The following is a 24,232-nucleotide window of genomic DNA, read 5'->3' as shown; positions in this document are numbered from 1 at the left end:
ACGGAGAGAACAGCATGTCGCAGACCCAGAACCGCGCCGAACGGCTCGACCTCGCGGGACGGTCGGGACGATGACGGAGCGGCCCGCCCCCGCGCAGCACGTGCTCGCCCAGGTCGCCGACGGCGTCGGAATCATCACGCTCAACCGGCCCGAGAAACTGAACGCCCTGACCGAGGAGATGGTCGACGCCATTGGGCGGACCCTGACCACGTGGCAGGACGACGACGCCGTGCAGATCGTCGCGCTGCACGGCGCCGGCGAGCGCGGGTTCTGCGCCGGCGGGGACATCAAGGTGTTCTACGAGTCGATCACACAGGACCGGCACGGGGACTTCCTGCGCTTCCTCAGCCGCGAGTTCGAGGTCGACCAGCAGATCGCGCTCTACCCCAAGCCGGTGGTCGCCTTCATGGACGGGCTGTGCATGGGCGGCGGGGTGGGGCTGGCCGCGCACGCCGCGGTCCGCATCGCGACGCCGCGGTCCCGGATCGGCATGCCCGAGGTCCGGATCGGCTACAGCCCGGACGTCGGCGGGACCCATCTGCTCGGCCGGGCGCCGGGCCGGATGGGCGAGCATTTGGCGCTGACGGCTGCGGCGATGGGCGCCGCGGACGCGATCGACGCCGGGTTCGCCGACTTCTGCATGCAGGAGGACGGGTTGGACCAGTTGCTCGCCTCGCTGCCCGACCTGATGGGGCTGAGCTCCCCGGAGGTCGCGTCGGCCCTCGAGGTGCTCCACGGCGTGGCACCTCCCGCCGCCACCCGCACGCTCACGCCGGGCCGGACCTGGATCGACGTGGCCTACTCCGGCGAGACCGTGGCCGACATCCTCGTGGTGCTGGACCAGACGCCGGTGCAGGCGGCACGCGAGGCCGCCGCGGAGATCCGCAAGCACTCGCCACTGTCGCTGGAGACCGCGCTGCAGGCCGTCCGCGCAGCCCGCGACGACGCCTTCCTGCCGTCCGCCTTTACCCGCGAGCTGCGGATCGCCGAGTTCCTCATGGACCACCCGGACCTGCCGGAGGGGATCCGCGCCCAGGTGATCGACAAGGACCGCACGCCCCGGTGGAACCCGGCCGATGTACGCGAGATCGACCGGGAGGCCGTCGCCGCCGCGATCCAGCCGCCCGGCTAGGCGCCGCCGCCCCGTGCGGCGGACCCCAGCGCACCCGCCGCTCAGAGCTCGGAGACGTGGATGCGCTGCCCGTCCGCGCCGAACAGGGCCACGAGTTCCACGGCCTCCGGGCCTGCGGCGTCGAACCAGTGCGGGGTGCGCGTGTCGAACTCCGCTGCCTCGCCGGGCCCCAGCTCGAATTCGCGCTGGTCGGCGCCGACTCCGAGGACCAGCCGCAGGCGTCCGGAGATGATGTACATCCACTCGTGCCCAGGATGGCTGCGCGGGTGGGGACGGGCCGGCTCCCGCACGGCCGGCAGGATCTGCTTGTAGGCCCGCAACCCGGGGCCGTCGTCGTTCCCGCCGCCGACCACGCCGTGGCTGAGGGGCAGCACGGTCCGTCCCTGGCGGCGGATCGGCCGGATGTGCACGCGCGGGTCCCCGACGGGCGGCGCCCCGACGAGGTCGTCGAGCGGGCTGCGGTAGTGGCGCGCCAGGGGCAGCAGGAGCTCGAGCGTCGGCTTGCGCTGCCCGGATTCGAGGCGGGAGAGCGTGCTCACCGAGATCCCGGTTCCCGCCGAGACCTGGCTGAGGGTCAGGCCCCGGGCCTGTCGGATGAGCCGCAGCCGTCCTGCGACCCCGTCCAGCGCGGTCCGGTCATGTGATGGCTCCTCGCAGCGCCCATGCTCCTCGTCGTCCATGGTGCCAGTTTGCCATAGCAGCAAACATATTTGCCACCGGACACGGAGACGGGAACACTCATCTTGAGAACACTTCTCAAGAAAGGGAGGCACCATCGCCATGGACCATCACATCCCGCCTACCGCCACGATGCACCACAGCACGGAGATCGCCGACGTCGCCATCATCGGCGGCGGCTTCGCAGGGCTCGCGGCGGCGACCGCCCTCGGTCGCTCGCTCCGCAGCGTCGCCGTGCTCGACGCGGGACGGCCGAGGAACGCGGCCTCACCGGCCGCGCACAACGTCCTCGCGAACGACGGCGCCGCCCCCTCGGATCTCCTCGCCGCCGCGCGCTCCGATGCGGAGAAGTACGGCGTCCACTTCCGGCAGGCGGAGGTCACGGCCATCCGCCGGTTGGATCTCGACGGGGACCTCCTCGGCACCGACGACGCCCGGGCCCGCTTCGCCCTCGTCGTCGAGGACGGCGACGGGAGGCGCGAGCTGCGCGCCCGGCGGATCCTGCTGGCCACGGGACTGCACGACGAACTGCCCGACGTCCCCGGGCTGGCCGAGCACTGGGGCACGCAGGTCCTGCACTGCCCGTACTGCCACGGCTGGGAGGTGCGCGGGCAGCGAATCGGCGTGGTGGGGACCCACCCGATGGCGACCCATCAGGCGCTCCTGTTCGCCCAGCTGAGCCGGCGGGTGTCGCTGATCGCGCACGCCGTGGACCTGACATCCGACCAGCGAGCCGAAATGGCGGCGGCCGGCGTCGAGGTCGTCGAGGCGCGGATCGCGTCCGTCTCGAGCCACGACGGGAGGCTCGACGGCGTCGTGCTGGCGGATGGGGCGAAGCTCGATCTGGACGCCCTCACGGTCCAGTCGAGGATGCTGGCGCGCGCCGAGCTCTACACAGCGCTCGGCGGCGAACTGGCCGAGAACCCGATGGGCGAGTTCATCGAGACGGACCTGCGGGGCGCCACGGCGGTCGACGGCGTCTGGGCGGCCGGCAACAGCAGCAACCTGGCAGCGAACGTGGCGCACGCGGCCGCGGACGGGGTGACCGCGGGCGCGGCGCTGAACATGGACCTGATCCAGGAGGACCTGACAGCGGCCCTGTCTGCGGCGCCCGCCCTGTAGGCTCCGGCGCCGCAGGCGCGCCGGCCCGGCAGTCGGCTTCCTGCAGAGCGACGGATCCGCGAGGACCTACCAGTCGCTGGGCGCCGCCTGCCGAGTGCTGGGGAGTCGCGTGGCCTCCAGCCAGGCCTCCACCCAGTCGGGGACCCGGAGGTCGGCCGGGGGCTCGGTGCCGAAGACGGCCAGGACCTCGGGCATCGGCACCGCTCCCCCTCGATTGCGGAAGCGGGCCGCGATCATGCCGGAGGCGTAGATCTCGCCGTCGGAGACGATCCGCTGCTCGAGGAAGATGTGGCGCTCGTCGAGACCTGCGATGCGCGTCTCCATCGTGAACTTCTGGCCGAGGGTGACGGACTTCCGGAAGTGGACGGTCTCGGCCTGGACCACGGGCACCCAGCGCCGCTTGACCATCCCGTTCCAGACGCCGGCGCGGAGCATCAGGTCGAACCGCCCGAGGTCGAAGAGCGAGAAGTACATGCCGTTGTTGATGTGGCCGGCGGTGTCGATGTCGGTCGGCATTGCGCGCATGTCCAGGCGTGCGACGTCGAAGACCCCGACCGGCGAACGGCGCCGCCAGGTGACCATGAGCAGGAGGAGACGGAAGATCATGTGCATGTGACCCATGTTACTCACAAGTAACCTGTCATCCCGGGCGGAAGCCGGGGGCCGGCCCATCAGCGTCATCCATCGCTCACATCCACAACACCGGGGCATCACCGGCCCGTCACCTCCACCGCGCAGGCTGGACCCATGAGCGGAGACATCAGTCGGATCGCACACACGGCTCCACGGCCGCGCATCACCGTCATCGGCACCGGATACCTCGGAGCCACGCACGCCGCCTGCATGGCCGAGCTCGGCTTCGAGGTGCTCGGACTCGACGTCGACCCGTTGAAGATCGACGCCCTCTCCCGCGGTGAGCTGCCGTTCCACGAGCCGGGCCTGCCCGAACTCCTGATCAAGCACGTCTCGTCGGGCCGGCTGCGCTTCACCACCTCGTACCGCGAGGCCTCCGACTTCGGCGACGTTCACTTCATCGGTGTCGGCACACCGCAGCGGCCGGGCGAATCCGCGGCCGACCTCACCTACGTCGACGCCGCGGTGGCGCAACTGGCCCGGCATCTGGACCGGGACGCACTCATCGTCGGCAAATCGACCGTGCCCGTCGGCACCGCCCGCCGGCTTCGGCGCATGATCGACGACGAGCTCGAGGGCAGGGCGCTCCCCGCCGACTTCCGCGTCGGCCTCGCCTGGAACCCGGAGTTCCTCCGGGAGGGCCGCGCGGTCGAGGACACCCTCGCACCCGACCGCCTGGTCGTCGGCGCCGAGGACGGCGACACCGACTCGCGTGAGCTGCTGCGTCGCGTCTATGCCGCTCCCCTCGCCGGGGGGACACCGCTGATCGAGACGGACTTCGAGACGGCCGAACTGGTGAAAGTGGCCGCCAACGCCTTCCTGGCCACGAAGATCTCCTTCATCAACGCCTTCAGCGAGATCACCGAGACCATCGGCGGCGACATCACCACCCTGGCCGACGCACTCGGGCACGACGCCCGCATCGGCCGCAAGTTCCTCAACGCCGGCGTCGGCTTCGGCGGCGGCTGCCTCCCGAAGGACATCCGCGCGCTCCAGGCGCGAGCCGAGGAGCTGGGCGCAGGGGCCGCGATGCGGTTCCTGACGCAGATGGACGAGATCAACCTGCGCCGACGGGACCGGGTGGTCCATCTCGCCGAGCAGTCGGTCGGGACGCTGACCGGCGCCCGCATCACTGTTCTCGGGGCGGCGTTCAAGCCGGAGTCCGACGACGTCCGCGACTCCCCGGCTCTCGACGTCGCGGCGCGTCTCTACAATTCAGGCGCCGATGTGGCGGTCTACGACCCCCAGGCGAACCGCAACGCCGCCGCCCGCTTCCCGCGTCTGGACTACCCCGATTCCCTCGAGGAGGCCGCGTCGGGAGCCGACCTGACCATCCTGCTCACCGAATGGGACGAGTTCCGACGCCTGCAGCCGCAGGATCTCGAACCGCTGGTCCGGGAACGGCGCTTCATCGACGGTCGCAACGTCCTCCCCGCCGAGGAGTGGAAGGCCTCCGGCTGGGAGTTCTCCGCCCTCGGCCGCAGAGCCGATGTCGTCGGGCTCCACGCTCTGCCGGGGCGCGCGTTCGAGTCCTCTGCACGCTCGCGTCTCGCACCGATTGACTTCTTTCAATCGCTAGCGGCAGAATAGGCTCTCCACACACCTCGACGAAGGCTCGTCGCACCACGGACGACTCGATCGCACCCTGTGCTCCCGTGCGGTTCGCCCCATCCGTCAGCGCGCACGGTTACGAAGCGCGGAAGGGTCCGGGTCCGCCGGCTCGGCGGCCGTGGTGTGCCCGCCCGAAAGCTTCCCTTGGAGATCCGTTGCCCCGTCCTCGCACCCGAACAGACCGCTCGCTCCCCCGAGCCCTGCGGCCATTCGCGCACCGGGACTACACGGTGCTCGTCGGCGCGCTGATCGCGTCGGTCTTCGCGCACGGCATGTGGGCCGTCGCCATGGTGTACCAGGTGCGCGGGCTCGGTGGCGGCCCGGCTGAGCTGTCGGTCGTCGCGACGGCCACGAGCCTCGGGCTGGTCGCGCTCGTCCTCCTGGGCGGGATCGCCGCCGACCGGCTCTCCTGCCGTCGGATCGTGATCGCCGTCGAAGTGCTCAGCCTCGCCGTAATGGGAACGACGGCGCTGCTCGCCCTCACGGGCGCGCTCCAGCTCTGGCACCTGGGGGTCGTGGGCTTCCTGGTCGGGGCCGGGGCCGCGTTCTTCTTCCCCGCCTATTCGGCACTGCTGCCGAGGATGCTCCCGGCCGACGACCTGTTGGCCGCCAACGGCGTCGAGGGCACCATGCGCCCGGTCCTGCAGACGGCGGCGGGTCCGGCTGCGGCTGGCATCCTCGTGGCATCGCTCAGCCCCGCCCACGCCATTCTGGGCATCGCCTGCTGCCATCTTGTCGCCGTCGTCGGGCTGAATTTCATCACCCGCGATCCGGCGTACGACACCCACGGCGAGGGTCACCGCACCGGCCCTCCCCCGGCGGCCGGCGCCGATGGCCGCGACACTGCCGGCGAGGCCGGCGCCCGGCAGCGCTACGACGGCGAGCAGGCCGTGGGCCCCGAGGAGGCCCCCTGGTCGGCGGAGGAGTCCGGGGACCCACAGGGCCGGACCGCTCACCCGGCGACGGTGAGCACGGCGCCCTCGACAGGGGCGATCCCGATCGTCGCCACGTCCCCGACCGTGTACCGGGAGGGCGTCGACGGCGACTCGGGCGCCCACGCCGCCCCGGCCCACGCCGCGCCCGGTCCTTCGGCGCCTCCGACGGCGGCCGGGGCGGCGCGCGACGGCGGCGGGCCCGGCACTCCCCCGGCGGACGGCCCGTCGATCGGGACCGTCCACCGGCAGAGCGTGCTCGCTGACCTGCGCGAGGGCTTCGCGTACGCCGTCGAGACCCCGTGGCTGCTGTGGACCCTGATCTTCGCCGTGATCTCCGTGCTGAGCTTCATGGGGCCGATCGAGGTCCTGCTCCCCTTCGTCGTCAGCGACCGGCTCGGCGGCGACGCGCAGATGTTCGGCTTCGTCCTCGCGTCCTTCGGGCTCGGATCGGCGGTCGGGTCGATGCTCACCGCGTCGCTGCCCCTGCCGCGGCGCTACCTGACCGTCATGGTCGGCGTCTGGGCCTTCGGCACCATCCCGCTGGTGGTCGTCGGCTTCGTGACGAGCTTCTGGGTCCTCGCCGGGGCGATCTTCGTGGTCGGCGTGACCAGCGCCGTCGGCAACGTCATCTGGGGGACGCTGCTGCAGCGACGCGTCCCCGCCCGCATGCTCGGGAGGATCTCCAGCCTGGACTTCTTCGTGTCGTTGGCGCTCATGCCGGTGTCCATGGCCGTGGCCGGACCGCTGGGCGAGGTGGTCCCGCTGTCCGTCATCTTCGCGGTCGCGGCCTTCGTCTCGCCGGTCGTCGGCGCGATCGCGTGGTTCGCCGGGCGGATGCACCAGGACGAGCTCACCCACCCGCTGCGCCGGATCTGACACCCGAACCCCGCCGAGTCGGAGGCGGCAGAGACAGGGACAACAGCCTCGAACCCCGGTTAGGTCCGAGGCTGCTGCTCGTGCGGCGCCCACTCGTCCGGCGCGGGGAACCGGGCTACTCGACGGGGCTGTTCGCGTTGATCGCGTCGGCCGCGCGGATCAGGGCCAGGTGCGAGAAGGCCTGCGGGAAGTTGCCGGCCATGCGCTTGTGCTCGGTGTCGTACTCCTCGGCCATCAGACCCAGGGGGTTGGCGTAGCTGATGAGCTTGTCCATCAGCCGGCGCGCGTCCTCGATCCGGCCGGACCGCGCGTACTGCTCCACGAGCCAGAAGCAGCAGGCGAGGAACGGGTGCTCGCCCGGCGGGAGGCCGTCGAGCCCGGAATCGGTGCGGTACCGGAGGATCAGCCCTTCCTCGTCCACGAGGTCGCGCTCCATGAGCGCGACGGTGCCGAGCATCCGGGGATCGTCGTAGGCGACGAATCCCACCTGCGGCAGCACCAGCAGGGAGGCGTCCACTTCCTTGCCGCCGTATGTCTGGGTGAAGGAGTTCAAGTCGGGGTCGAAGCCCTGGTCCATGATCTCGTCGTAGAGGACGTCGCGCAGCTCCTCCCACCGGTCGACGTCGCCGTCGAGGCCGTGCTCGCGCACGGCGCGGACGCCTCGGTCGAAGGCCGCCCACATCATGACGCGGGAGTGGGTGAACTGCTTCTTCTCGCCGCGCATCTCCCAGATGCCGTGGTCCGAGCGCTCGAAGTTGCGCTCGACGTAGCCGAGCAGCGCCTTCTGCAGGGGCCAGGAGAAGTGGTCCTCCAACCCGCCCATGTTGCGGAGCTTCTCGAGGGCCACCATGACCTCTCCGACGACGTCGCCCTGGTACTGGTCGACGGCACCGTTGCCCTCGCGCACCGGCCGGGAGTCCTCGTAGCCGGCCAGGTGCGTGAGCTCGCGCTCGGGCAGCCGGCGCTCACCGGAGAGCCCGTACATGATCTGCAGGTCGTCCGGATTGCCGGCGATCGCCCGCAGGAGCCAGTTCCGCCACTGCATGGCCTCCTGCTGGTAGGAGTGCGTCATCATCGCCTCGAGGGTCAGCGCCGCGTCCCGGAGCCAGCAGAAGCGGTAGTCCCAGTTGCGCTCGCCGCCGAAGGCCTCCGGCAACGACGTCGTCGGCGCGGCGACGATGCCGCCCGTCGCCTCGTGCGTCAGGGCGCGCAGAACGAGGAGCGATCGCTTGACCATCTCGCCGTAGGTGCGCTGCTCGGGGAAGTCGCGGGCCCACTTGCGCCAGTAGGCGGAGGTCTCCTCGAGCGTCGCGCCGACGTCGATCCGCTCGGGGACCTGCCGGTGCGACGGGAACCAGCTCAGCTCGAAGTCGACGACCTCGCCGGCGGAGATGAGGAAGTCGCCCTCGTGGGCGAGTTCGCTGGCGCGGGGCAGACGGTCGCCGTGCAGGACCAGGCCGTCGGGACCGCCCACCGCGACGATGGACTTCCCGCCCCGTCCGGCCACCCCGTGGCGACGCACCCAGGGGACCACGCCGCCGTAGTCCAGGCGGAAGGTGATCTCCTGGTGCATCCGCACGCTGCCCGCGAGGCCCTCGACGCGGCGGATCAGCGCGGCACGGCGCGCGCCGATCGGCATGAAATCGGTGACGAGCGCGTGGCCGGTCGGCGTCTGCCAGAGCGTCCGGAGGACGAACGTGGAATTGAGGTAGCTGCGCTCGACGACCTGGGGGACGTCCGGACCGTCGACGTCCTCGACGCCGTAGCGGTTGTCGGGGGCGCCGGCGGGGGCCAGGAGCCAGCGCCCATGGGAGGGGTCACCCAGCAGGGCGGTGAACTGGGCCCCGGAGTCGAAGCGCGGGAAGCACAACCAGTCGACGCTCCCGTGCTTGGAGACGAGAGCGGCTGTACGCAGATCGGAGAGCAGTGCGTAGTCCTCGATGGGTGATGCCATTGCACCAGACAATCGCACGGGGACCAGCGATGCAAGATCGAGCGGCGGCAATTGAGCAACCCGTAACGGAGTTCACGACCGGGATCGGCGGGGCCCGCCGGCCGCCGTCGTGCCGTTCGCACAGCCGCGAGGCGGCGGCGGCGCGGCGAGGGGCACCCCGCCGCCCCAAATGCCCGCTTATGTTTGCCCTCTTGACGACACCACATAAACAGGCATAAGGTCATGCAAACACAGATCGCTGTGACGCCCGTTACTCCGAGGCTCCTCCCGATCCGGGCCCATCCCGGACGGCGGACATCCCTCCGGGGAGGCGGGCCGCGGCGGCACCGACGAAGAAGGGCGCCATGTTCGCCGAGGAACGCCACCACCTGATCGCGAGGCTGATCGAGGAGCACGGGAAGGTCACCGTCTCCGGGCTCGCCGACCGGTTCGGCATCACGCGCGAGACCGTGCGCCGGGACCTCGCCCAGCTCGAGACCGCCGACGTGCTCCGCCGCGTCCACGGCGGCGCGGTCGCCCGGACCACGGCCAGCACCACGGAGCAGAGCCATCTGGCCCGCACGGGCCTGCACTCCGACGCCAAGGAGCGGATCGCGTCCGCCGCGGCGGCCCTCCTGCCCTCCGGCCAGGTCTCGGCCGTCCTGGACGCGGGAACGACGACGGAGCTCCTCGCGACGCTCCTCGTCGGCGCCGCCGAGCGATCCGGGGAGTTGCTCGCCATCACGCACGCCCTGCCGGTGGCCCAGCGTCTGGCGGCGGCAAAGAATCTGCAGCTCGAGTTCGTCGGCGGCCGGGTGCGCGGACTGACGAGCGCGGCGATCGGCCCCCGCGTGGTCGCCCACTACGCGTCGCTGCGCCCGGATATCGCCTTCGTCGGCACCAACGGCCTCCACGCGACCTTCGGGCTCAGCACGCCCGACGACCTGGAGGCCGCGGTGAAGACGGCCATCGTCGACTCCGCCCGCCGGGTGGTGGTGCTGGCGGACGCCAGCAAGTTCGACCAGGAGACCCTGGTGCGGTTCGCGGCGCTCGACGCGGTGGACACGCTCGTGACCGATGCCCGCCCGGACGGCGACCTCGCCGAGGCACTCGAGGCGGCCGAAGTGGAGGTGGTGCTCGCATGATCGTCACACTGACCGCGAACCCCAGCCTGGACCGCACGATCGACCTCGCCGCACCGCTCGTCCGCGGCGGCGTGCAGCGGGCCACGGCGACCCACGCGCAGGCGGCCGGCAAGGGCGTGAACGTCTCCCGTGCCGTAGCCACCGCCGGCCAGCCGACGGTGGCGGTCCTGCCCGGAGACCCGTCGGACCCGTTGGTCCTCGGACTCGCCGAGGACGGGCTGGCCCATCGCGCGCTGCCGATCGGGCAGCCGCTGCGCAGCAACGTGACGGTGACCGAGCCCGATGGGACCACGACCAAGATCAACGAGCCCGGCCCGACGCTCTCCCGCGCGGACCAGGACGCCCTGGCCGCCCTCGTCGCCGAGGCGTCGGCCGGGGCCGCCTGGCTCGTGCTCGCCGGGTCGCTGCCGCCCGGCGTCGCGCCCGACTACTACGCCCGGCTCGCCGCCCAGCTGCGGCGGACTCTCGGCGAGCGCTGCCCGCGCATCGCCGTCGACACCTCCGGTGCCCCCCTGGCGGCGACGCTCGCCGCTGGGCCGGACGCGGCGCCGTCGCTCCTGAAACCCAACGCCGAGGAGCTCGCCGAGCTCGTCGGCGGCACCACGGAGGCCGAGCTCGAGGCCTCGCCGGAGCTCACCGCGGCCACCGCGCGGCAGCTGCTCGACCGCGGCGTCGAGACGGTCCTCGCGACGCTCGGCGCCGGCGGGGCCGTGCTGGTCACCCGCGACGGTGCCTGGCGCGCCTCCCATCCCCCGGTCGCGGCGCGCAGCACCGTCGGCGCCGGAGACTCCTCGCTGGCCGGCTACGTCCTCGCGGACCTCGCCGGCGTCGACGCCCCGGGACGTCTCGCCCGGGCCGTCGCCTACGGCGCCGCGGCGGCCTCGCTGCCCGGCTCCGTCATCCCCTCCCCGTCCCACACCGACCCCGGCGCCGTCACGGTCGTCGACATCACCCGCCAAGGATCACGCCATGACTGAAAACCACGCTCCGCAGGACTCCGGCAGCCCCGAGCTGATCACGGAGGACCTGGTCCGTCTGGACGCGGACTTCGGCGCCGACAGCGCCGCGGTCATCGACCAGCTCGCCGCCCTCGTCGCCGCGACCGGCCGTGCCGACGCCGCCGACGCGCTGGCGGCCGACGCGAAGGCCCGCGAGGCCAAGACCGCCACGGGCGTCCCGGGCGGCATCGCCATCCCGCACTGCCGCTCGGCCGCCGTGTCGCTGCCGACGCTCGCGATGGCCCGGCTCGCCCCCGCCGTCGACTTCGGCGCCAAGGACAGCGCCGCCGACCTCGTCTTCTTCATCGCCGCACCGGACGGCGCGGACAAAGCCCACCTGAAGCTGCTCTCCAAGCTGGCGCGTGCCCTGGTGCGCAAGGACTTCACGGCCGCGCTCCGCTCCGCGCAGACCCCCGCCGAGATCGTCGGGCTGGTCCGCGACGTCGTCGCGCCCGCCCCGGCCGAGCCGGCTCCCGGCGCCGCCCAGGGCACGCCGGGTACGACGGCGACCGCGGAGCAGGACGCCGCCGGCGCCTCGGCTGCCGGTACGACGGCTGCCGGTGCCACCGCTGCCCCGGGCGCGCCCGCTGGGGGCAGGCACAGCGCGGAGCACCCCGGCTCCGGGCCGGACGGCGGCGCCGCCGAGGGGGCGGAGGCCTCCGTGCCCGCGAGCGGCGACCGGCCGAAGCTCGTGGCCGTGACGGCCTGCCCGACGGGCATCGCCCACACGTACATGGCGGCCGACTCGATCGCCCAGGCCGCCGAGGAGGCGGGCGTGGAGATCGCCGTGGAGACCCAGGGGTCCTCCGGCGCCACCCCGCTCGACCAGTCCGTGATCGATGCGGCCGACGCCGTGATCTTCGCGGTGGACGTCGATGTGCGGGACCGGGACCGGTTCGCCGGCAAGCCCGTGATCCAGGTGCCGGTCAAGCGCGGCATCGACCAGCCGGACGAGCTGGTGCGGCGCGCCGTCGCCGCCGCCTCGGACCCGGACGCCCGGCGCGTCCCCGGTTCCGCGGGCGGCTCCGGCGCAGCGTCCGACGGCGCAGGACAGTCCGGGGGCCGGGAGAGCTTCGGCGCGGGCCTCAAGCGCGCGCTGCTCACCGGTGTGAGCTACATGATCCCGTTCGTCGCCGGCGGCGGCCTGCTCATCGCCCTGGGCTTCCTGCTCGGCGGCTACGACATCACCGACGTTGCCGACGAGATCCTCGGCACCAACACCCTGTTCGACCTCCCCGAGGGCGGCCTCGGCGCCTACCTCGGCGCGGTGGCGTTCAAGATCGGTGCCCTCTCCATGGGCTTCCTGGTCCCCGCACTGGCCGGCTACATCGCCTACGCCTACGCCGACCGCCCCGGCATCGCGCCCGGCTTCACCGCTGGCGCGGTCGCGGGCTTCATGGGGGCCGGCTTCCTCGGCGGCATCGTCGGCGGCCTGATCGCCGGGCTCGCGGCCCGCTGGATCAACTCGTGGACGGTCCCGCGCTGGCTGCGCGGCCTGATGCCCGTGGTCATCGTGCCGCTGCTGGGCTCGATCATCGCCTCCGGCCTGATGTTCCTCTTCCTCGGCGGCCCGATCGCCGCGCTCACCGTGGCCCTGAACGACTGGCTCTCCGGCATGACCGGCACCGCCGCGGCCCTGCTCGGCCTGATCCTGGGCCTGATGATGGCCTTCGACCTGGGCGGGCCGGTCAACAAGGTCGCGTACTCGTTCGCCGTCGCCGGCCTCAGCGCCGGCTCCCTGACGGACAACCCGGCCCCGATGATGATCATGGCCACCGTGATGGCGGCGGGCATGGTGCCGCCGCTGGCCATGGCGCTGGCGACCACCGTCTCCCCGCGTCAGTTCACCGAGCCCGAGCGGGAGAACGGCAAGGCCGCCTGGCTCCTGGGTGCCGCGTTCATCTCCGAGGGCGCCATCCCGTTCGCCGCCGCCGACCCGCTGCGCGTCATCCCGGCCTCGATGCTGGGCGCCGCGACCACGGGCGCGATGATCATGAGCTTCGACGTCGTCAGCCAGGCCCCGCACGGCGGCATCTTCGTCTTCTTCGCGATGGACGGCACCTGGCCGATGTTCATCGTCGCCACGCTGGTCGGCACGGTGGTCTCCGCCGCCGCCGTCCTGGCGCTGAAGAAGTTCGTCCGCAAGGCCCCGGCCTCCGCACCCGCCGAGGCCGCCCCGGCGGAGGTGTCGGCATGAGCGCCGCCGCAGAGGGCACCCTGCACGACGGCGACGGCCGGGTGCTCGCCGGCGTCGGCGTCAGCGCCGGCCGGGTCATCGGCCGCGTGAAGCGGATGCCGGACCCCGTGCAGCCTCCCGCCGACGGCGCCCCGCTGCCGGAGGGAGCCGACGTCGACTCCGAGACCGCGCGTCTGAAGGCGGCGACGCAGGCCGTGGCCGCCGGGCTGAAGGCCCGCGCCGCGGCCGCCACCGGCGACGCCGCGGCGGTGCTGAAGGCGACGGCCCTCATGGCCGGGGACCGGACCCTGCTGAAGTCGGCCACGACGCTGGTGGCCTCGGGCACCAGTGCGGAGTCGGCGATCTGGGAGGCGGCGGACGCCGTCGCGACCCAGCTGACGGCCCTGGGCGGCTACATGGCCGAGCGCGCCACCGACGTCCTGGACGTCCGCGCCCGGATCGTCGCGGAGCTCCGCGGCGTCCCCGCACCCGGCATCCCGGACTCGGACGAGCCGTTCGTGCTCTGCGCCGTCGATCTGGCGCCCGCGGACACCGCGACCCTGGACCCGGCCAAGGTCCTGGCCCTCGTCACGTCCGACGGGGGCCCGCAGTCGCACACGGCGATCATCGCCCGCTCGCTGGGGCTGCCGGCGATCGTCGCGGCGACCGGGACCACGGCCCTCGCCGATGGCGATCTCGTCTTCGTCGACGGCATCACCGGGACCGTGACCCGCGACCCCGGCCCGGCGGAGGAGGAGATCGCGGCGAGCTACGCCAACCGCGCCGCCCTCCCCGACTTCGACGGGGCGGGCACGCTGGCGGACGGGCACGCGGTGCCGCTGCTGGCGAACGTGGGCAGCGGCTCCGATGCGGTGGCATCCGCGGAGGCGGGCGCCGAGGGCGTGGGCCTGCTGCGCACCGAGTTCTGCTTCCTCGGCCGGGACAAGGAGCCCACGCACGAGGAGCAGGTCGAGGCCTACCGGGCCGTGTTCGACGCGTTCCCCGGCCGCAAGGTCGTGGTCCGCACGCTCGACGCCGGCGCCGACAAGCCCCTGCCGTTCCTGACCGACGACTCCGAGCCCAATCCCGCCCTGGGCGTCCGGGGCTACCGGACCGACGGGGCGACGCCCGGCGTGCTGGCCCGCCAGCTGGCCGCGATCGCCGAGGCGGCGGAGCTTTCCGAGGCCGACGTGTGGACCATGGCCCCGATGATCTCCACGCCGGCCGAGGCGGAGCGGTTCGCCCAGCTCTGCGCCGAGGCCGGTCTGCGGAGGCCGGGCGTGATGGTGGAGGTGCCGTCGGCGGCCGTCCTCGCCGGGCAGCTCCTGCAGCGCGTGGACTTCGCGTCCATCGGCACCAACGATCTCACCCAGTACACGATGGCGGCCGACCGTCAGCTCGGTGCCCTCGCCGAGCTGAACGACCCTTGGCAGCCCGCGGTCCTCCACCTGATCCAGGCGACCGCCGACGGCGGACGCGCCGCGGCGGGCACAGGTGCCGCGGCGGGCCCAGGTGCCCCGGCGGGCACCGAGGCTGCGGCGGTTGCCGTCGCGGCGGACAGCGCCGCCAAGCCCGTGGGCGTCTGCGGGGAGGCGGCCGCCGATCCGGCCCTCGCCGTCGTCCTGGTCGGCCTGGGCGTCGCGACCCTGTCGATGAACCGGAGGGCCCTGCCCGCCGTGGCCGCGATCCTCCGCACGGTAGATCTGGCCGAGGCGCAGCGCCTCGCCGGGCTCGCGCTCGGCGCGGCGTCGGCGACGGAGGCCAAGCAGCTGGTCCGTGCCGAGCTCCCGGACCTGGAGCGCTTCGGCCTCTGAGCCTCCGGCCCTTCCGTCGGGCACCCGCCCGCGGATCGCCCCGCCGCATCACCCGACGTCTGCGGTCCGGCCGGAGCAGCCGGATCGCTGGCATCATGAACCACAGCAACCCCTCGAGAACAGCACACCCGAAGGAGCCCACCATGGCCGAACGCACCGCCACCATCGCCAGCCGCGTCGGACTGCACGCCCGCCCGGCATCCATCTTCGCCGAGGCCGCCGCCGAGCAGCCCGTCGAGGTCACGATCGCCCTCGAGGGCGAGCCGGCCGACGAGGCCCTCGACGCCTCGAGCATCCTGTCCCTCATGGGTCTGGGCGCCGAGTACGGGACCACCGTGGTCCTGCGCGCCGAGGGCGACGGCGCCGACGAGGCGCTGGACACCCTCGTGAAGATCCTCGAGACGGACCACGACGCCGAGTAGCAGGACGACGGCAGGAGAACGCGCGTGGAGGAGGACCGCCGAGCAGTATGACGGCGTGACGCACACCGCGAACGCGCTCCGCGACCGGGCGACGGCGGCCGCTCTCCCCTCCGGGAGGGCGGCCGCCGTCGTCCGCTCAGCTGGTCGCCTCATCATCGGGCGAGTGGGATCAGCGTTCCGCCGGTGCGCCCACAGACCGTCGCCGCGGGCAGAGGGCCGTGATGCCCCGTCCGGCCGTCGCGCCGGACGGGCCGCGCGACGTCACAACCCTTGACGCCTCCCTGTGATCGCCCTAACGTTTCGGTGTTTACCCCAGCGCAACGCATGTTGGCCGGCAGTAATACATTGAGACGATAGGAACCGGCATGACCCCTTCCACCGACCAAGTCCGCGCCGCAGCCTCGGAGCTCGTCGACGCCTTCGCCGCCACGGACACGGAGCGCTACTTCTCCTGCTTCGCCGAGGACGCCAGCTTCGTCTTCCACACCGAGCCGGAGCGGCTGGACGGCCGCGCCGCCTACGAGGAGCTGTGGCACTCGTGGCTGCGCTCCGGATGGCGGGTGACGGCCTGCGAGTCCACGCACCAGCGCATCCAGCCGTTCCCCGGCGGAGCCGTGTTCTCCCACGACGTCGCCACGTCGGTCAGCACGGCCGACGGCGAGGAGTCGTATCGCGAGCGCGAGACGATCGTGTTCGCGTACGACGGCGAACGCCTCCTGGCCGTCTACGAGCACCTCTCGGCGGTGCCGGACGGGCCCGGGGCCGAGTCCCAGGCCGCCGCCCCCGCAGCCGGTCCCGCTGCCGGCCGGGACGGGGAGGGGCGGCTGTGAATCTCTACCGCCGCCTCAACGCGTACCTGGAGGCCCACACCGACAACGCGGGACCGCTGCGCGGCACGGCCTCCGCGCCGCGGCTGGGCATGATCTGGCTGGCCGCCAACCTGGTGGTCACCACGCTGCTGACGGGGACGCTCTTCGTCCCCGGCGTCGCCATGGGCACCGCCCTGGCGATGATCGTCGTCGGGACGCTGATCGGCGCCGTCGTGCTCACCCTGGTGGGCAACATCGGCACCCGGACCGGCCTGCCGACCATGGCACTGACCCGCGCGTCGTTCGGCACCCGCGGCACCTACGTCCCCGTGGCGGCGAACGTGCTGATCCTCATGGGCTGGAGCTGGGTGCAGGCGATGCTCGCGGGCGTCACCGTCAACGCGCTCGTGGAGCAGACCACCGGGTTCTCCAACCCGGTGCTGTTCTCCGTCATCTGCGAGGTGATCGTGGTGCTGCTGGCCATCTTCGGCCACGAGGGGATCTCCAAGGTCGAGCCGTGGCTGGCGGTCGCCATGATCATCGTCATCGGCACGATCTTCTACACCGCCTTCACCGCGTTCAGCGCGGCGGACTACGCCTCCATCGCCCCGGCGCCCGAGCTGGGCATGGCCCCGGCGATCGTGCTCGACATCGTGGTGGCCACCGCCATCTCCTGGACCGTGCTCTCGGCGGACATCAACCGGATGGCCCGCTCGAGCCGGGCGAACTTCCTGGGCGCCGGCATCGGCTACTCGGCCTCGACGATCGTCTCCATGTCGCTCGGGGCGATCGCGCTCGGCTACGTGATGCTCCAGGGCGACGAGGCCCCCGCCTTCGACCCCTCGATCCTCGTGACGGCCTTCGGCGCACCGTTCGCCGTCGTCGTCTTCCTCTCCGTCATGGCCACCAACACCATGGCCGTCTACGGCATGGTCACGTCCGCGGTGAATGCGCGGGCAGGCAGCCGCCTGAAGTTCCTGCCGACCGCGCTGGTCCTCGGCGGGATCTCCGTGGTGGGGTCCACCTGGATGGCGCTGCTGGACCAGTTCACGAGCTTCCTGGTGGTGATCGGCTCTCTGTTCGTCCCGGTCTTCGCCGTGATGCTCGTGGACTACTACATCCTCCGGCGCCGTTCGTACGCGGAGGACATCCTCAACGCCTCCGGCGGCCGCTACTGGTACCGCGGCGGCTTCAACGCCGTGGCACTCGTCGTGTGGGCGCTCGGCGCCGCGGCGTCGCTGGCCTTCACGTACCTGTGGCCGCTGCCGGTCGGTGCCACGCTGCCGACGTTCGCCCTCACCTTCCTGCTCTATCTCGGCCTGTCCTGGTCCCGCCGGGAGCACGGACACCCGGGCGGGCAGCGCCATCTGGCCGAGGCCGTGGGGTCCGGCGCCGCGAACGCCGACACCGCGGATCCCGCACCCGCCGGCTGAGCGCCGACGCACCGAGGCGGGCACAAGCGGCGGGTCCTGCCGGCGGGCACAGACTGGCGCACCAACAGGCGCACAGACAGACGCACAGACGAGGAGGGGCTCCTCCGGACCATGGTCCGGAGGAGCCCCTCCTCGGGTGCCGCTGCCGTCAACCGGTCGGGTCGGCGGCGGCGTCGCCGATCTCGGCGACTCACGCCGAGTGGATCAGCCCCTCGGCGCCGGCCGTCTCAGATCACGCCGTCGCTGAGGTGGTCCGGCGTGCCGAACCGGTGCGCGGTGATGGACACGGCCTGCTCCCGGAGGAACGGCAGCAGCTCCACACGGCCGGCCGAGACCACCGGGTGGTCGTAGACGGCGACGATGGGGGCGCCGTCGGCCGCCTCGTAGGTCTTGACCGGGTCAGCACCGATGAGTCGCAGGCGGGCACCGGCCTCGGGGCCGGTCATGGCGGCGAGCCGCGAGACGCGCAGCTCCCAGTCCTGCTCGTTCTCCTCGACCACCAGCGCGCCGGTTCCGCGGAGGACGCGCAGCACGTCCTCGCCGACCTCGTCGACGCTCACGGTGACCCGTGCGCCCGGGGCGGCGTGGCCGTGGGCCTGCCAGACCCGGAGGCCGGCCCCGACGACGCGGAAGAGCTCCGCGGTCTGGCGCGATGTCGGCTCGCCGGCCAGGCGGACGGTGACGGGCATCGGGCGGTAGCGGAACACGTTGCGCTCCGCGATGAGGCCGGTGGGATCCTTGGCCACGCCGAACTCGCGCGCCCACTGGTCGGCGTCGTCGGACAGCGCATTGGCCAGCCAGTCGGCGTCGGTCCGGTCCAGGACGTCGCGCGCGGCGTCCAGGAGGGCGGCCGGTGCACCGGCGATGGGGGCGGACATACCCTCCAGCGGCTTGTCCCTCCAGTCGCCGAGGCCCACCAGGTAGTTGGGGCCGCCGGCCTTGGTGCCGGCGCCGACGGCGGACTTCTTCCAGCCGCCGAACGGCTGCCGCTGCACGATCGCGCCGGTGATGCCGCGGTTGATGTACAGGTTGCCGGCGTCGACGCGGTCCACCCAGTACGCCATCTCGTCCGGGTCCAGCGAGTGCAGGCCGGAGGTCAGGCCGAAGTCGGTGGCGTTGACGTACTCGATTGCCTCCTCGAGGGTGTCGGCCGTCATGACGCCGAGGATCGGGCCGAAGTACTCCGTCAGGTGGTACTCGCTGCCCGGCTTCACGCCGGAGCGCAGGCCCGGGCTCCACAGCTTGCCGCTGTCGTCGAGCTGCTTCGGCTCCAGGACCCAGCGCTCGCCCTCGCCGAGCTCGGTCAGGCCGCGCAGCAGCTTGCCGGCGGCCGGCTCGATGATCGGGCCCATCTGGGCCTCCGGGTTGGTCGGGTAGTCGACCGTGAGCGACTGGACGGCGTCCACGAGCTGGTCGTGGAAACGCCGGCTGGTCGCGACGGAGCCCACCAGGATCACCAGGGACCCAGCCGAGCACTTCTGCCCGGCGTGGCCGAACGCGCTGTAGGCGACGTCCTTGGCGGCCAGGTCGAGGTCGGCGCTGGGGGTGACGATGAGGGCGTTCTTGCCGCTGGTCTCCGCGAGGAGCGGCAGGTCGGTCCGGAAGGAGCGGAACAGCTCGGCGGTCTCATAGCCGCCGGTGAGGATCAGCCGGTCGACGGCGGGGTGCCCGACCAGCTGCCGGCCGAGGTCGCGGTCGTCGACGTGGATGAGCTGGACCAGGTCGCGGCCGATGCCGGCCTCGTCGAGCGCCTCCCACACGGCCTGCACCATGACGGACCCGGTGCGGGCCGCCTGACGGGCGGGCTTGATGGCGACGGCGGAGCCGGCGGCCAGCGCCGCGACGACGCCGCCGCACGGGATCGCGGTCGGGAAGTTCCACGGCGGGATGACGGCGATGAGCTTGCTCGGCACGTACTCGGCGCCCTCGACCCGGTCGATCTCGCGGGCGAGCTGGGCGTAGTAGTGCGCGAAGTCGATCGCCTCGGAGACCTCCGGGTCGCCCTGGTCGAGCGTCTTGCCGCACTCGACGGCCATGACCTCGAGCATCTCGGCGCGGTGGTTCGCCAGCTTCACGCCGATCCGGTCGAGCACGCGGGCGCGCTCGGCACCGCTCATCGCACCCCAGGCCTCGGCCGCGGTCAGGACCGAGCCGATGCGCCCCTCGAGCTCCTCGCCGCTGCGGACCTTGTGCTGCTCCACCAGGTCCTCGCCGATGCGCGAGCCCGGGACGCGGTCGAGGATCTCGCGGCCCCAGTCGCGGTTGGCCGGCAGGTCCGGGTCGGTGTCCGGGGTGTTCGTGAAGCCGGCCTCGAACGCCGCGGCCGCGGCGTCGTCGTACCGGTGGATCTCGGCGGCGCGGTTCTGGACCCGGTTCGGGGCCGGCACGATGCCGGCGAAGCCCGGGCCCTCCAGCGCCTCGACCGAGGCGAGGAAGCGCTGCTTCTCGCGCTCGAAGAGCTCCTCGTTCTTGTCCAGCTCGAAGACGGCGGACATGAAGTTCTCGTGGCTCGCCCCCTCCTCGAGGCGGCGGATCAGGTAGGCGATGGCGACGTCGAACTCGCGCGGGTGGACCACCGGCGTGTAGAGGAGCAGGGAGCCGACGTCCTTCTTGACGGCCTCGGCCTGACCGGTGGCCATGCCGAGGAGCATCTCGAACTCGAGGTCCGGGATCTCGCCGTGGGTGGAGATCCCGCGGCGCTCGGCCAGCAGGTGCGCCAACGCGATGTCGAAGAGGTTGTGGCCCGCGACGCCGAGGCGCACGTTCCGGATGCGCTCCGGGGTGAGGGCGTAGTCCAGCACCGCCTTGTAGGAGGTGTCCGAGTCCTGCTTGCTGCCCCAGGTGGCGAGCGGCCAGTCGCGCAGGTCCGCATCCATGCTCTCCATGGGCAGGTTGGCGCCCTTGACGAGGCGGACCTTGATCGGCGCGCCGCCGTCGGCGACCCGCTGCGCAGCCCAGTCCTGCAGCTCGATCATGGCGCCGAGTGCGTCCGGCAGGTAGGCCTGCAGGACGATGCCGGCCTGGAGGCCCTTGAACTCGTCGCGCTCCAGGAGCCGCTTGAACACGGCCATGGTCAGCTCGAGGTCCTTGTACTCCTCCATGTCCAGGTTGATGAACTTGGCGGGGCTGAAGGACGCGGCCTGGCGGTAGAGCGGCGCGAGTTTCTCGATGATGTGGTCGACGGCCTCGTCGAACGCCCAGTGGTTGTGCGGCGCCACGGTGGAGGAGACCTTGATGGAGACGTAGTCGACGTCGTCGCGGGCGAGCAGCTCGGCCGTGCCGGCGAGACGGCGCTCGGCCTCGTGCTGGCCGAGGATCGCCTCGCCGAGGAGGTTGATGTTCAGGTGCGTGCCGGGGCGCTGGATCTTCTCGATCGCCGGGCCGAGGCGGTGCTCGGTCGCGTCCACGATCAGATGGGACACCATCTGGCGCAGCACGCGGCGGGCGATCGGGATCACGACGGAGGGCGCGAGCGGGGCGACGCGGCCGCCGAGCGCGACGGCGGTCTTCATGTACCAAGGCAGGAACGCGGGGACCTTGGGCGCGAGCGAGCTGAGCTTGCGGGCGGCGACCTTCAGGTCCTCGGGGCGTACGACGCCGTCGACGAACCCGACCGTGAAGTCGAGCCCGTTCGGGTCCTTGAGGACGCCGGCCAGCCGTGCAGCGGCCGGGTCGACAGGGTGATTCGCGGCTTCGCTCAGCCAGCGACGGACCAACGCGATCGCCTCGTCGGCGAGGTCCTGCGGACGCACGGAATCCGTGGCCGCATCGGGGGTGGAGTGCAATGTCATGTCTCGATTATGAGTCAGACCTTTCGCCGTGAAAAATGAACAATCACGAACGGTACTGTTAAGCAAAACCGAAGGATTCAGGAGGTCGTCCACGTGCTCGAAGTCAGGCGTCTGAGACTGCTCCGCGAGCTGAGCATCCGCGGCACGATCGCGGAGGTCGCGGCCGAGCTGAACTACTCCCCGTCGTCGGTCTCGCAGCAGCTGAGCACGCTCGAGAAGGAGGCCGGCGTGAAGCTGCTCCGGCGCAGCGGCCGCCAGTTGCAGCTGACCCCGCAGGCGCACGTGCTCGTCGCCCACACGGAGGAGCTCCTCGCCTCGCTCGAGCGCACCGAGGCGGCCCTCGCGGCGAGCCAGACGGAGGTCATCGGAACGGTGCGCGTCGCGGTCTTCCAGACAGCCGCGCTCTCGCTGCTCCCGAACACGCTCCGCCGACTGCGCGCGTCCCACCCGGAGGTCCGGGTGGAGATGGTCCAGCACGAGCCGGAGGCCGCGCTCCGGGAGACGTGGATGCGGGACTTCGACCTGGTGATCGCGGAGCAGTATCCCGGGCATTCCGCCCCGCTCTACCCGGATCTGGACCGGCAGCCCCTGCTGCGGGACTCGATCCGGCTGGCGGTCCCCGCGGCGCCCGACTCGCCGGAGGAGTACTTCCGGATCGACCGGCTGGAGGACGCGGCCCATCTGCCCTGGGTCATGGAGCCACCGGGGGCGGCGATCCGGCACTGGGCCCTGCAGGCGTGCAGGATCGCCGGCTTCGAGCCGGACATCCAGTTCGAGACGGCGGATGTCCAGGCTCAGATCCAGCTGGTCGAATCGGGCAACGCCGTGGCCTTCCTGGCCGATCTCGTGTGGGCCCGGCGCGGCACCACGGCGCGCCACATCGAGCTGCCCGACCTGCCGCGGCGGGAGGTGTTCACCTCGATCCGCAGCTCGACGTCGTCGTACCCCGCCGTGGCGGCCTTCCGGGCCGCACTCGAGGAGGAGGCGACGCTACTCGAAAGGGATACGGACATCCTCGCAAATGTATAACGCTTGCATAACGATGTGGTCTGGGCCACCGGTCGGAGTGTCATACTCAGAAGCTGTTCATTCCGCCAACTGAGGACGACATGACTGATACCACGTTCCAAACCATCGCGATCGTCGTGTACTTCGCCGCGATGATCGCGATCGGCGTGTACGCCTACCGGCAGACGTCCAATATGGACGACTACATGCTCGGCGGACGCCGCCTCCGGCCCGGCACCGCCGCCCTCTCGGCCGGCGCGTCCGACATGTCCGGCTGGCTGCTCATGGGCCTCCCCGGCGCCATCTACGCCAGCGGCCTCGTCGAGGCGTGGATCGCCATCGGCCTGACCATCGGCGCGTGGCTGAACTGGAAGTTCGTGGCCCCGCGCCTGCGCTCCTACACGGAGATCTCCAACAACTCCATCACGGTCCCGTCCTTCCTCGAGAACCGCTTCCGCGACAAGTCGCGCCTGCTGCGCATCATCGCCGGCGCGATCGTTCTCGTCTTCTTCACGTTCTACGTCTCGTCCGGCATGGTCGCGGGCGGCACGTTCTTCGAGGCCTCGTTCGACCTCCCCTACCTCTGGGGCATGCTGCTGGTCGCCCTCGTGACCCTCAGCTACACCCTCTTCGGCGGCTTCCTCGGCGCGACCCTGACGGACGTGGCACAGGGCATCCTGATGCTCCTGTCGCTGATCCTCGTGCCGATCATCGCCTTCGTCATGCTCGGCCCGTCGGGTGTCTCCGAGGGCATCGCCACGGCCGACGCCGAGGCCGGCATCAACCACATGTCGCTCTTCGGCGGCGCCACCTTCATCGGCGTCGTCTCCGCCGCCGCGTGGGGCCTGGGCTACTTCGGCCAGCCGCACATCATCGTCCGCTTCATGGCCATGCGCTCCGCCAAGGACGCCAAGGTCGGCCGCCGCATCGGCATCAGCTGGATGATCCTGACCGCCCTCGGGGCCGTCGCCACGGCCTTCATCGGCCTGGCGTACTTCACCCGCGAGGGGACCCCGCTGGACAACCCGGAGACGGTCTTCCTCCAGCTGTCGCAGGTGGTCTTCCACCCGCTCGTCGCCGGCTTCGTGCTGGCGGCCGTCCTCGCGGCCATCATGTCCACGATCTCCTCGCAGCTCGTGGTCTCCTCCTCCGCCCTCGTCGAGGACCTCTTCCTCATGACCGGCAAGGAGCTGACCCCGAAGCAGCAGGTCATCTACGGCCGCATCGGCGTGCTGATCGTCGCCGTCGTCGCGGGCCTGCTGGCGCTCGACACGGACAACTCGATCCTCGACCTGGTCGGCTTCGCCTGGGCCGGCTTCGGCTCGGCGTTCGGCCCCGTGATCATCCTGGCCCTGTTCTGGAAGAAGATGACCAGCACCGGCGCCCTCGCCGGCATGATCACCGGCGCCGTGGTCTCGTTCGTGTGGGGCCAGTTCGGCTGGCTCGGCCTGTACGAGATCGTCCCGGGCTTCGCGGCCTGCCTGATCGTGGCGCTGATCGTCTCCTCGATCTCGCCGCAGAAGAACACGGCGATCCACGAGGAGTTCGACACGATGACCTCCGAGATGGAGCAGATCAAGAACTAAACAGACCTGCCCGTGGTGCCCGCCTCTCCGGGCAGCCACCCCGGGCGGGATATCCGGTACGACGGCGCACGGCGGGTGGAGTGCAAACCTTCGCCACATCGTCGGACAGGATCTCCAACGCCTCAGGGGC

Annotated in this window: 17 protein-coding genes; 13 read left to right on the top strand and 4 right to left on the bottom strand. The window is 71.8% G+C overall.

What is annotated here, in order from left to right; genetic code table 11:
- Positions 1-70: 70 nt before the first annotated feature.
- On the top strand, positions 71-1,132 hold the full coding sequence (locus tag RIN46_RS13460; protein ID WP_309082383.1) for an enoyl-CoA hydratase/isomerase family protein: 1,062 nt from the start codon (positions 71-73) through the stop codon (positions 1,130-1,132).
- A 41-nt stretch (positions 1,133-1,173) separates the two neighbouring features.
- Here the strand turns inward: RIN46_RS13460 and RIN46_RS13455 are convergent, their stop codons facing one another.
- The gene (locus RIN46_RS13455) at positions 1,174-1,812 is read right to left on the bottom strand and encodes an XRE family transcriptional regulator (RefSeq protein WP_309082384.1); all 639 of its coding nucleotides are present in this window, start codon (positions 1,810-1,812) and stop codon (positions 1,174-1,176) included.
- Between the two features lie 100 nt (positions 1,813-1,912).
- Between RIN46_RS13455 and RIN46_RS13450 the strand changes: the two genes are divergently transcribed.
- Entirely contained in the window at positions 1,913-2,932 is a 1,020-nt protein-coding gene (locus RIN46_RS13450; RefSeq protein WP_309082385.1) for an NAD(P)/FAD-dependent oxidoreductase, read from the top strand.
- A 66-nt stretch (positions 2,933-2,998) separates the two neighbouring features.
- On the opposite strand, the gene RIN46_RS13445 is transcribed toward RIN46_RS13450, so the two are convergent.
- Positions 2,999-3,544, bottom strand: a complete 546-nt coding sequence (locus RIN46_RS13445) for a thioesterase family protein (RefSeq protein ID WP_309082386.1) — start codon at positions 3,542-3,544, stop codon at positions 2,999-3,001.
- 135 nt (positions 3,545-3,679) lie between these two features.
- Between RIN46_RS13445 and RIN46_RS13440 the strand changes: the two genes are divergently transcribed.
- A complete protein-coding gene (locus tag RIN46_RS13440) occupies positions 3,680-5,155 on the top strand; it encodes a UDP-glucose/GDP-mannose dehydrogenase family protein (protein ID WP_309082387.1) in 1,476 nt (491 codons plus the stop codon).
- A 176-nt stretch (positions 5,156-5,331) separates the two neighbouring features.
- On the top strand, positions 5,332-6,987 hold the full coding sequence (locus RIN46_RS13435; RefSeq protein WP_309082388.1) for an MFS transporter: 1,656 nt from the start codon (positions 5,332-5,334) through the stop codon (positions 6,985-6,987).
- A gap of 115 nt (positions 6,988-7,102) precedes the next feature.
- Here the strand turns inward: RIN46_RS13435 and RIN46_RS13430 are convergent, their stop codons facing one another.
- Positions 7,103-8,941, bottom strand: a complete 1,839-nt coding sequence (locus RIN46_RS13430) for a glycoside hydrolase family 15 protein (RefSeq protein WP_309082389.1) — start codon at positions 8,939-8,941, stop codon at positions 7,103-7,105.
- 344 nt (positions 8,942-9,285) lie between these two features.
- Between RIN46_RS13430 and RIN46_RS13425 the strand changes: the two genes are divergently transcribed.
- From RIN46_RS13425 to RIN46_RS13395, 7 genes are all read left to right on the top strand, one after another.
- On the top strand, positions 9,286-10,065 hold the full coding sequence (locus tag RIN46_RS13425; protein WP_309082390.1) for a DeoR/GlpR family DNA-binding transcription regulator: 780 nt from the start codon (positions 9,286-9,288) through the stop codon (positions 10,063-10,065).
- Entirely contained in the window at positions 10,062-11,042 is a 981-nt protein-coding gene (locus RIN46_RS13420) for a 1-phosphofructokinase family hexose kinase (protein WP_309082391.1), read from the top strand. The genes RIN46_RS13425 and RIN46_RS13420 overlap by 4 nt, the downstream gene beginning before the upstream one ends.
- Positions 11,035-13,260, top strand: a complete 2,226-nt coding sequence (locus RIN46_RS13415) for a fructose-specific PTS transporter subunit EIIC (RefSeq protein ID WP_309082392.1) — start codon at positions 11,035-11,037, stop codon at positions 13,258-13,260. The genes RIN46_RS13420 and RIN46_RS13415 overlap by 8 nt, the downstream gene beginning before the upstream one ends.
- Positions 13,257-15,053 carry a putative PEP-binding protein gene (locus RIN46_RS13410; RefSeq protein ID WP_309082393.1) on the top strand — a complete coding sequence of 599 codons (1,797 nt, stop codon included), beginning with the start codon at positions 13,257-13,259 and terminating at the stop codon, positions 15,051-15,053. The genes RIN46_RS13415 and RIN46_RS13410 overlap by 4 nt, the downstream gene beginning before the upstream one ends.
- A 143-nt stretch (positions 15,054-15,196) precedes the next feature.
- Positions 15,197-15,475: an HPr family phosphocarrier protein gene (locus RIN46_RS13405; protein ID WP_309082394.1), complete on the top strand. Its 279-nt coding sequence runs from the start codon at positions 15,197-15,199 to the stop codon at positions 15,473-15,475.
- 365 nt (positions 15,476-15,840) lie between these two features.
- Positions 15,841-16,305, top strand: coding sequence for a nuclear transport factor 2 family protein (locus RIN46_RS13400; protein WP_309082395.1), 465 nt, complete (start codon positions 15,841-15,843; stop codon positions 16,303-16,305).
- Positions 16,302-17,717 carry a cytosine permease gene (locus tag RIN46_RS13395; protein WP_309082396.1) on the top strand — a complete coding sequence of 472 codons (1,416 nt, stop codon included), beginning with the start codon at positions 16,302-16,304 and terminating at the stop codon, positions 17,715-17,717. Before RIN46_RS13400 ends, RIN46_RS13395 begins: the two co-directional genes overlap by 4 nt.
- Positions 17,718-17,944: 227 nt before the next feature.
- On the opposite strand, the gene RIN46_RS13390 is transcribed toward RIN46_RS13395, so the two are convergent.
- On the bottom strand, positions 17,945-21,508 hold the full coding sequence (locus RIN46_RS13390; RefSeq protein ID WP_309082397.1) for a bifunctional proline dehydrogenase/L-glutamate gamma-semialdehyde dehydrogenase: 3,564 nt from the start codon (positions 21,506-21,508) through the stop codon (positions 17,945-17,947).
- 93 nt (positions 21,509-21,601) lie between these two features.
- On the opposite strand from RIN46_RS13390, the gene RIN46_RS13385 reads away from it, so the two are divergent.
- Entirely contained in the window at positions 21,602-22,537 is a 936-nt protein-coding gene (locus RIN46_RS13385; RefSeq protein ID WP_309082398.1) for a LysR substrate-binding domain-containing protein, read from the top strand.
- Positions 22,538-22,617: 80 nt separating this feature from the next.
- A complete protein-coding gene (putP, locus tag RIN46_RS13380) occupies positions 22,618-24,102 on the top strand; it encodes a sodium/proline symporter PutP (RefSeq protein ID WP_309082399.1) in 1,485 nt (494 codons plus the stop codon).
- The last annotated feature ends 130 nt before the right edge of the window (positions 24,103-24,232 follow it).

The sequence above is a fragment of the Zhihengliuella sp. genome (assembly GCF_031178195.1).
In the GTDB taxonomy this organism is placed as follows: domain Bacteria; phylum Actinomycetota; class Actinomycetes; order Actinomycetales; family Micrococcaceae; genus Zhihengliuella.
The sequence above is the reverse complement of the archived record's forward strand: the minus strand, read 5'-3'. Positions and strand labels throughout refer to the sequence as shown.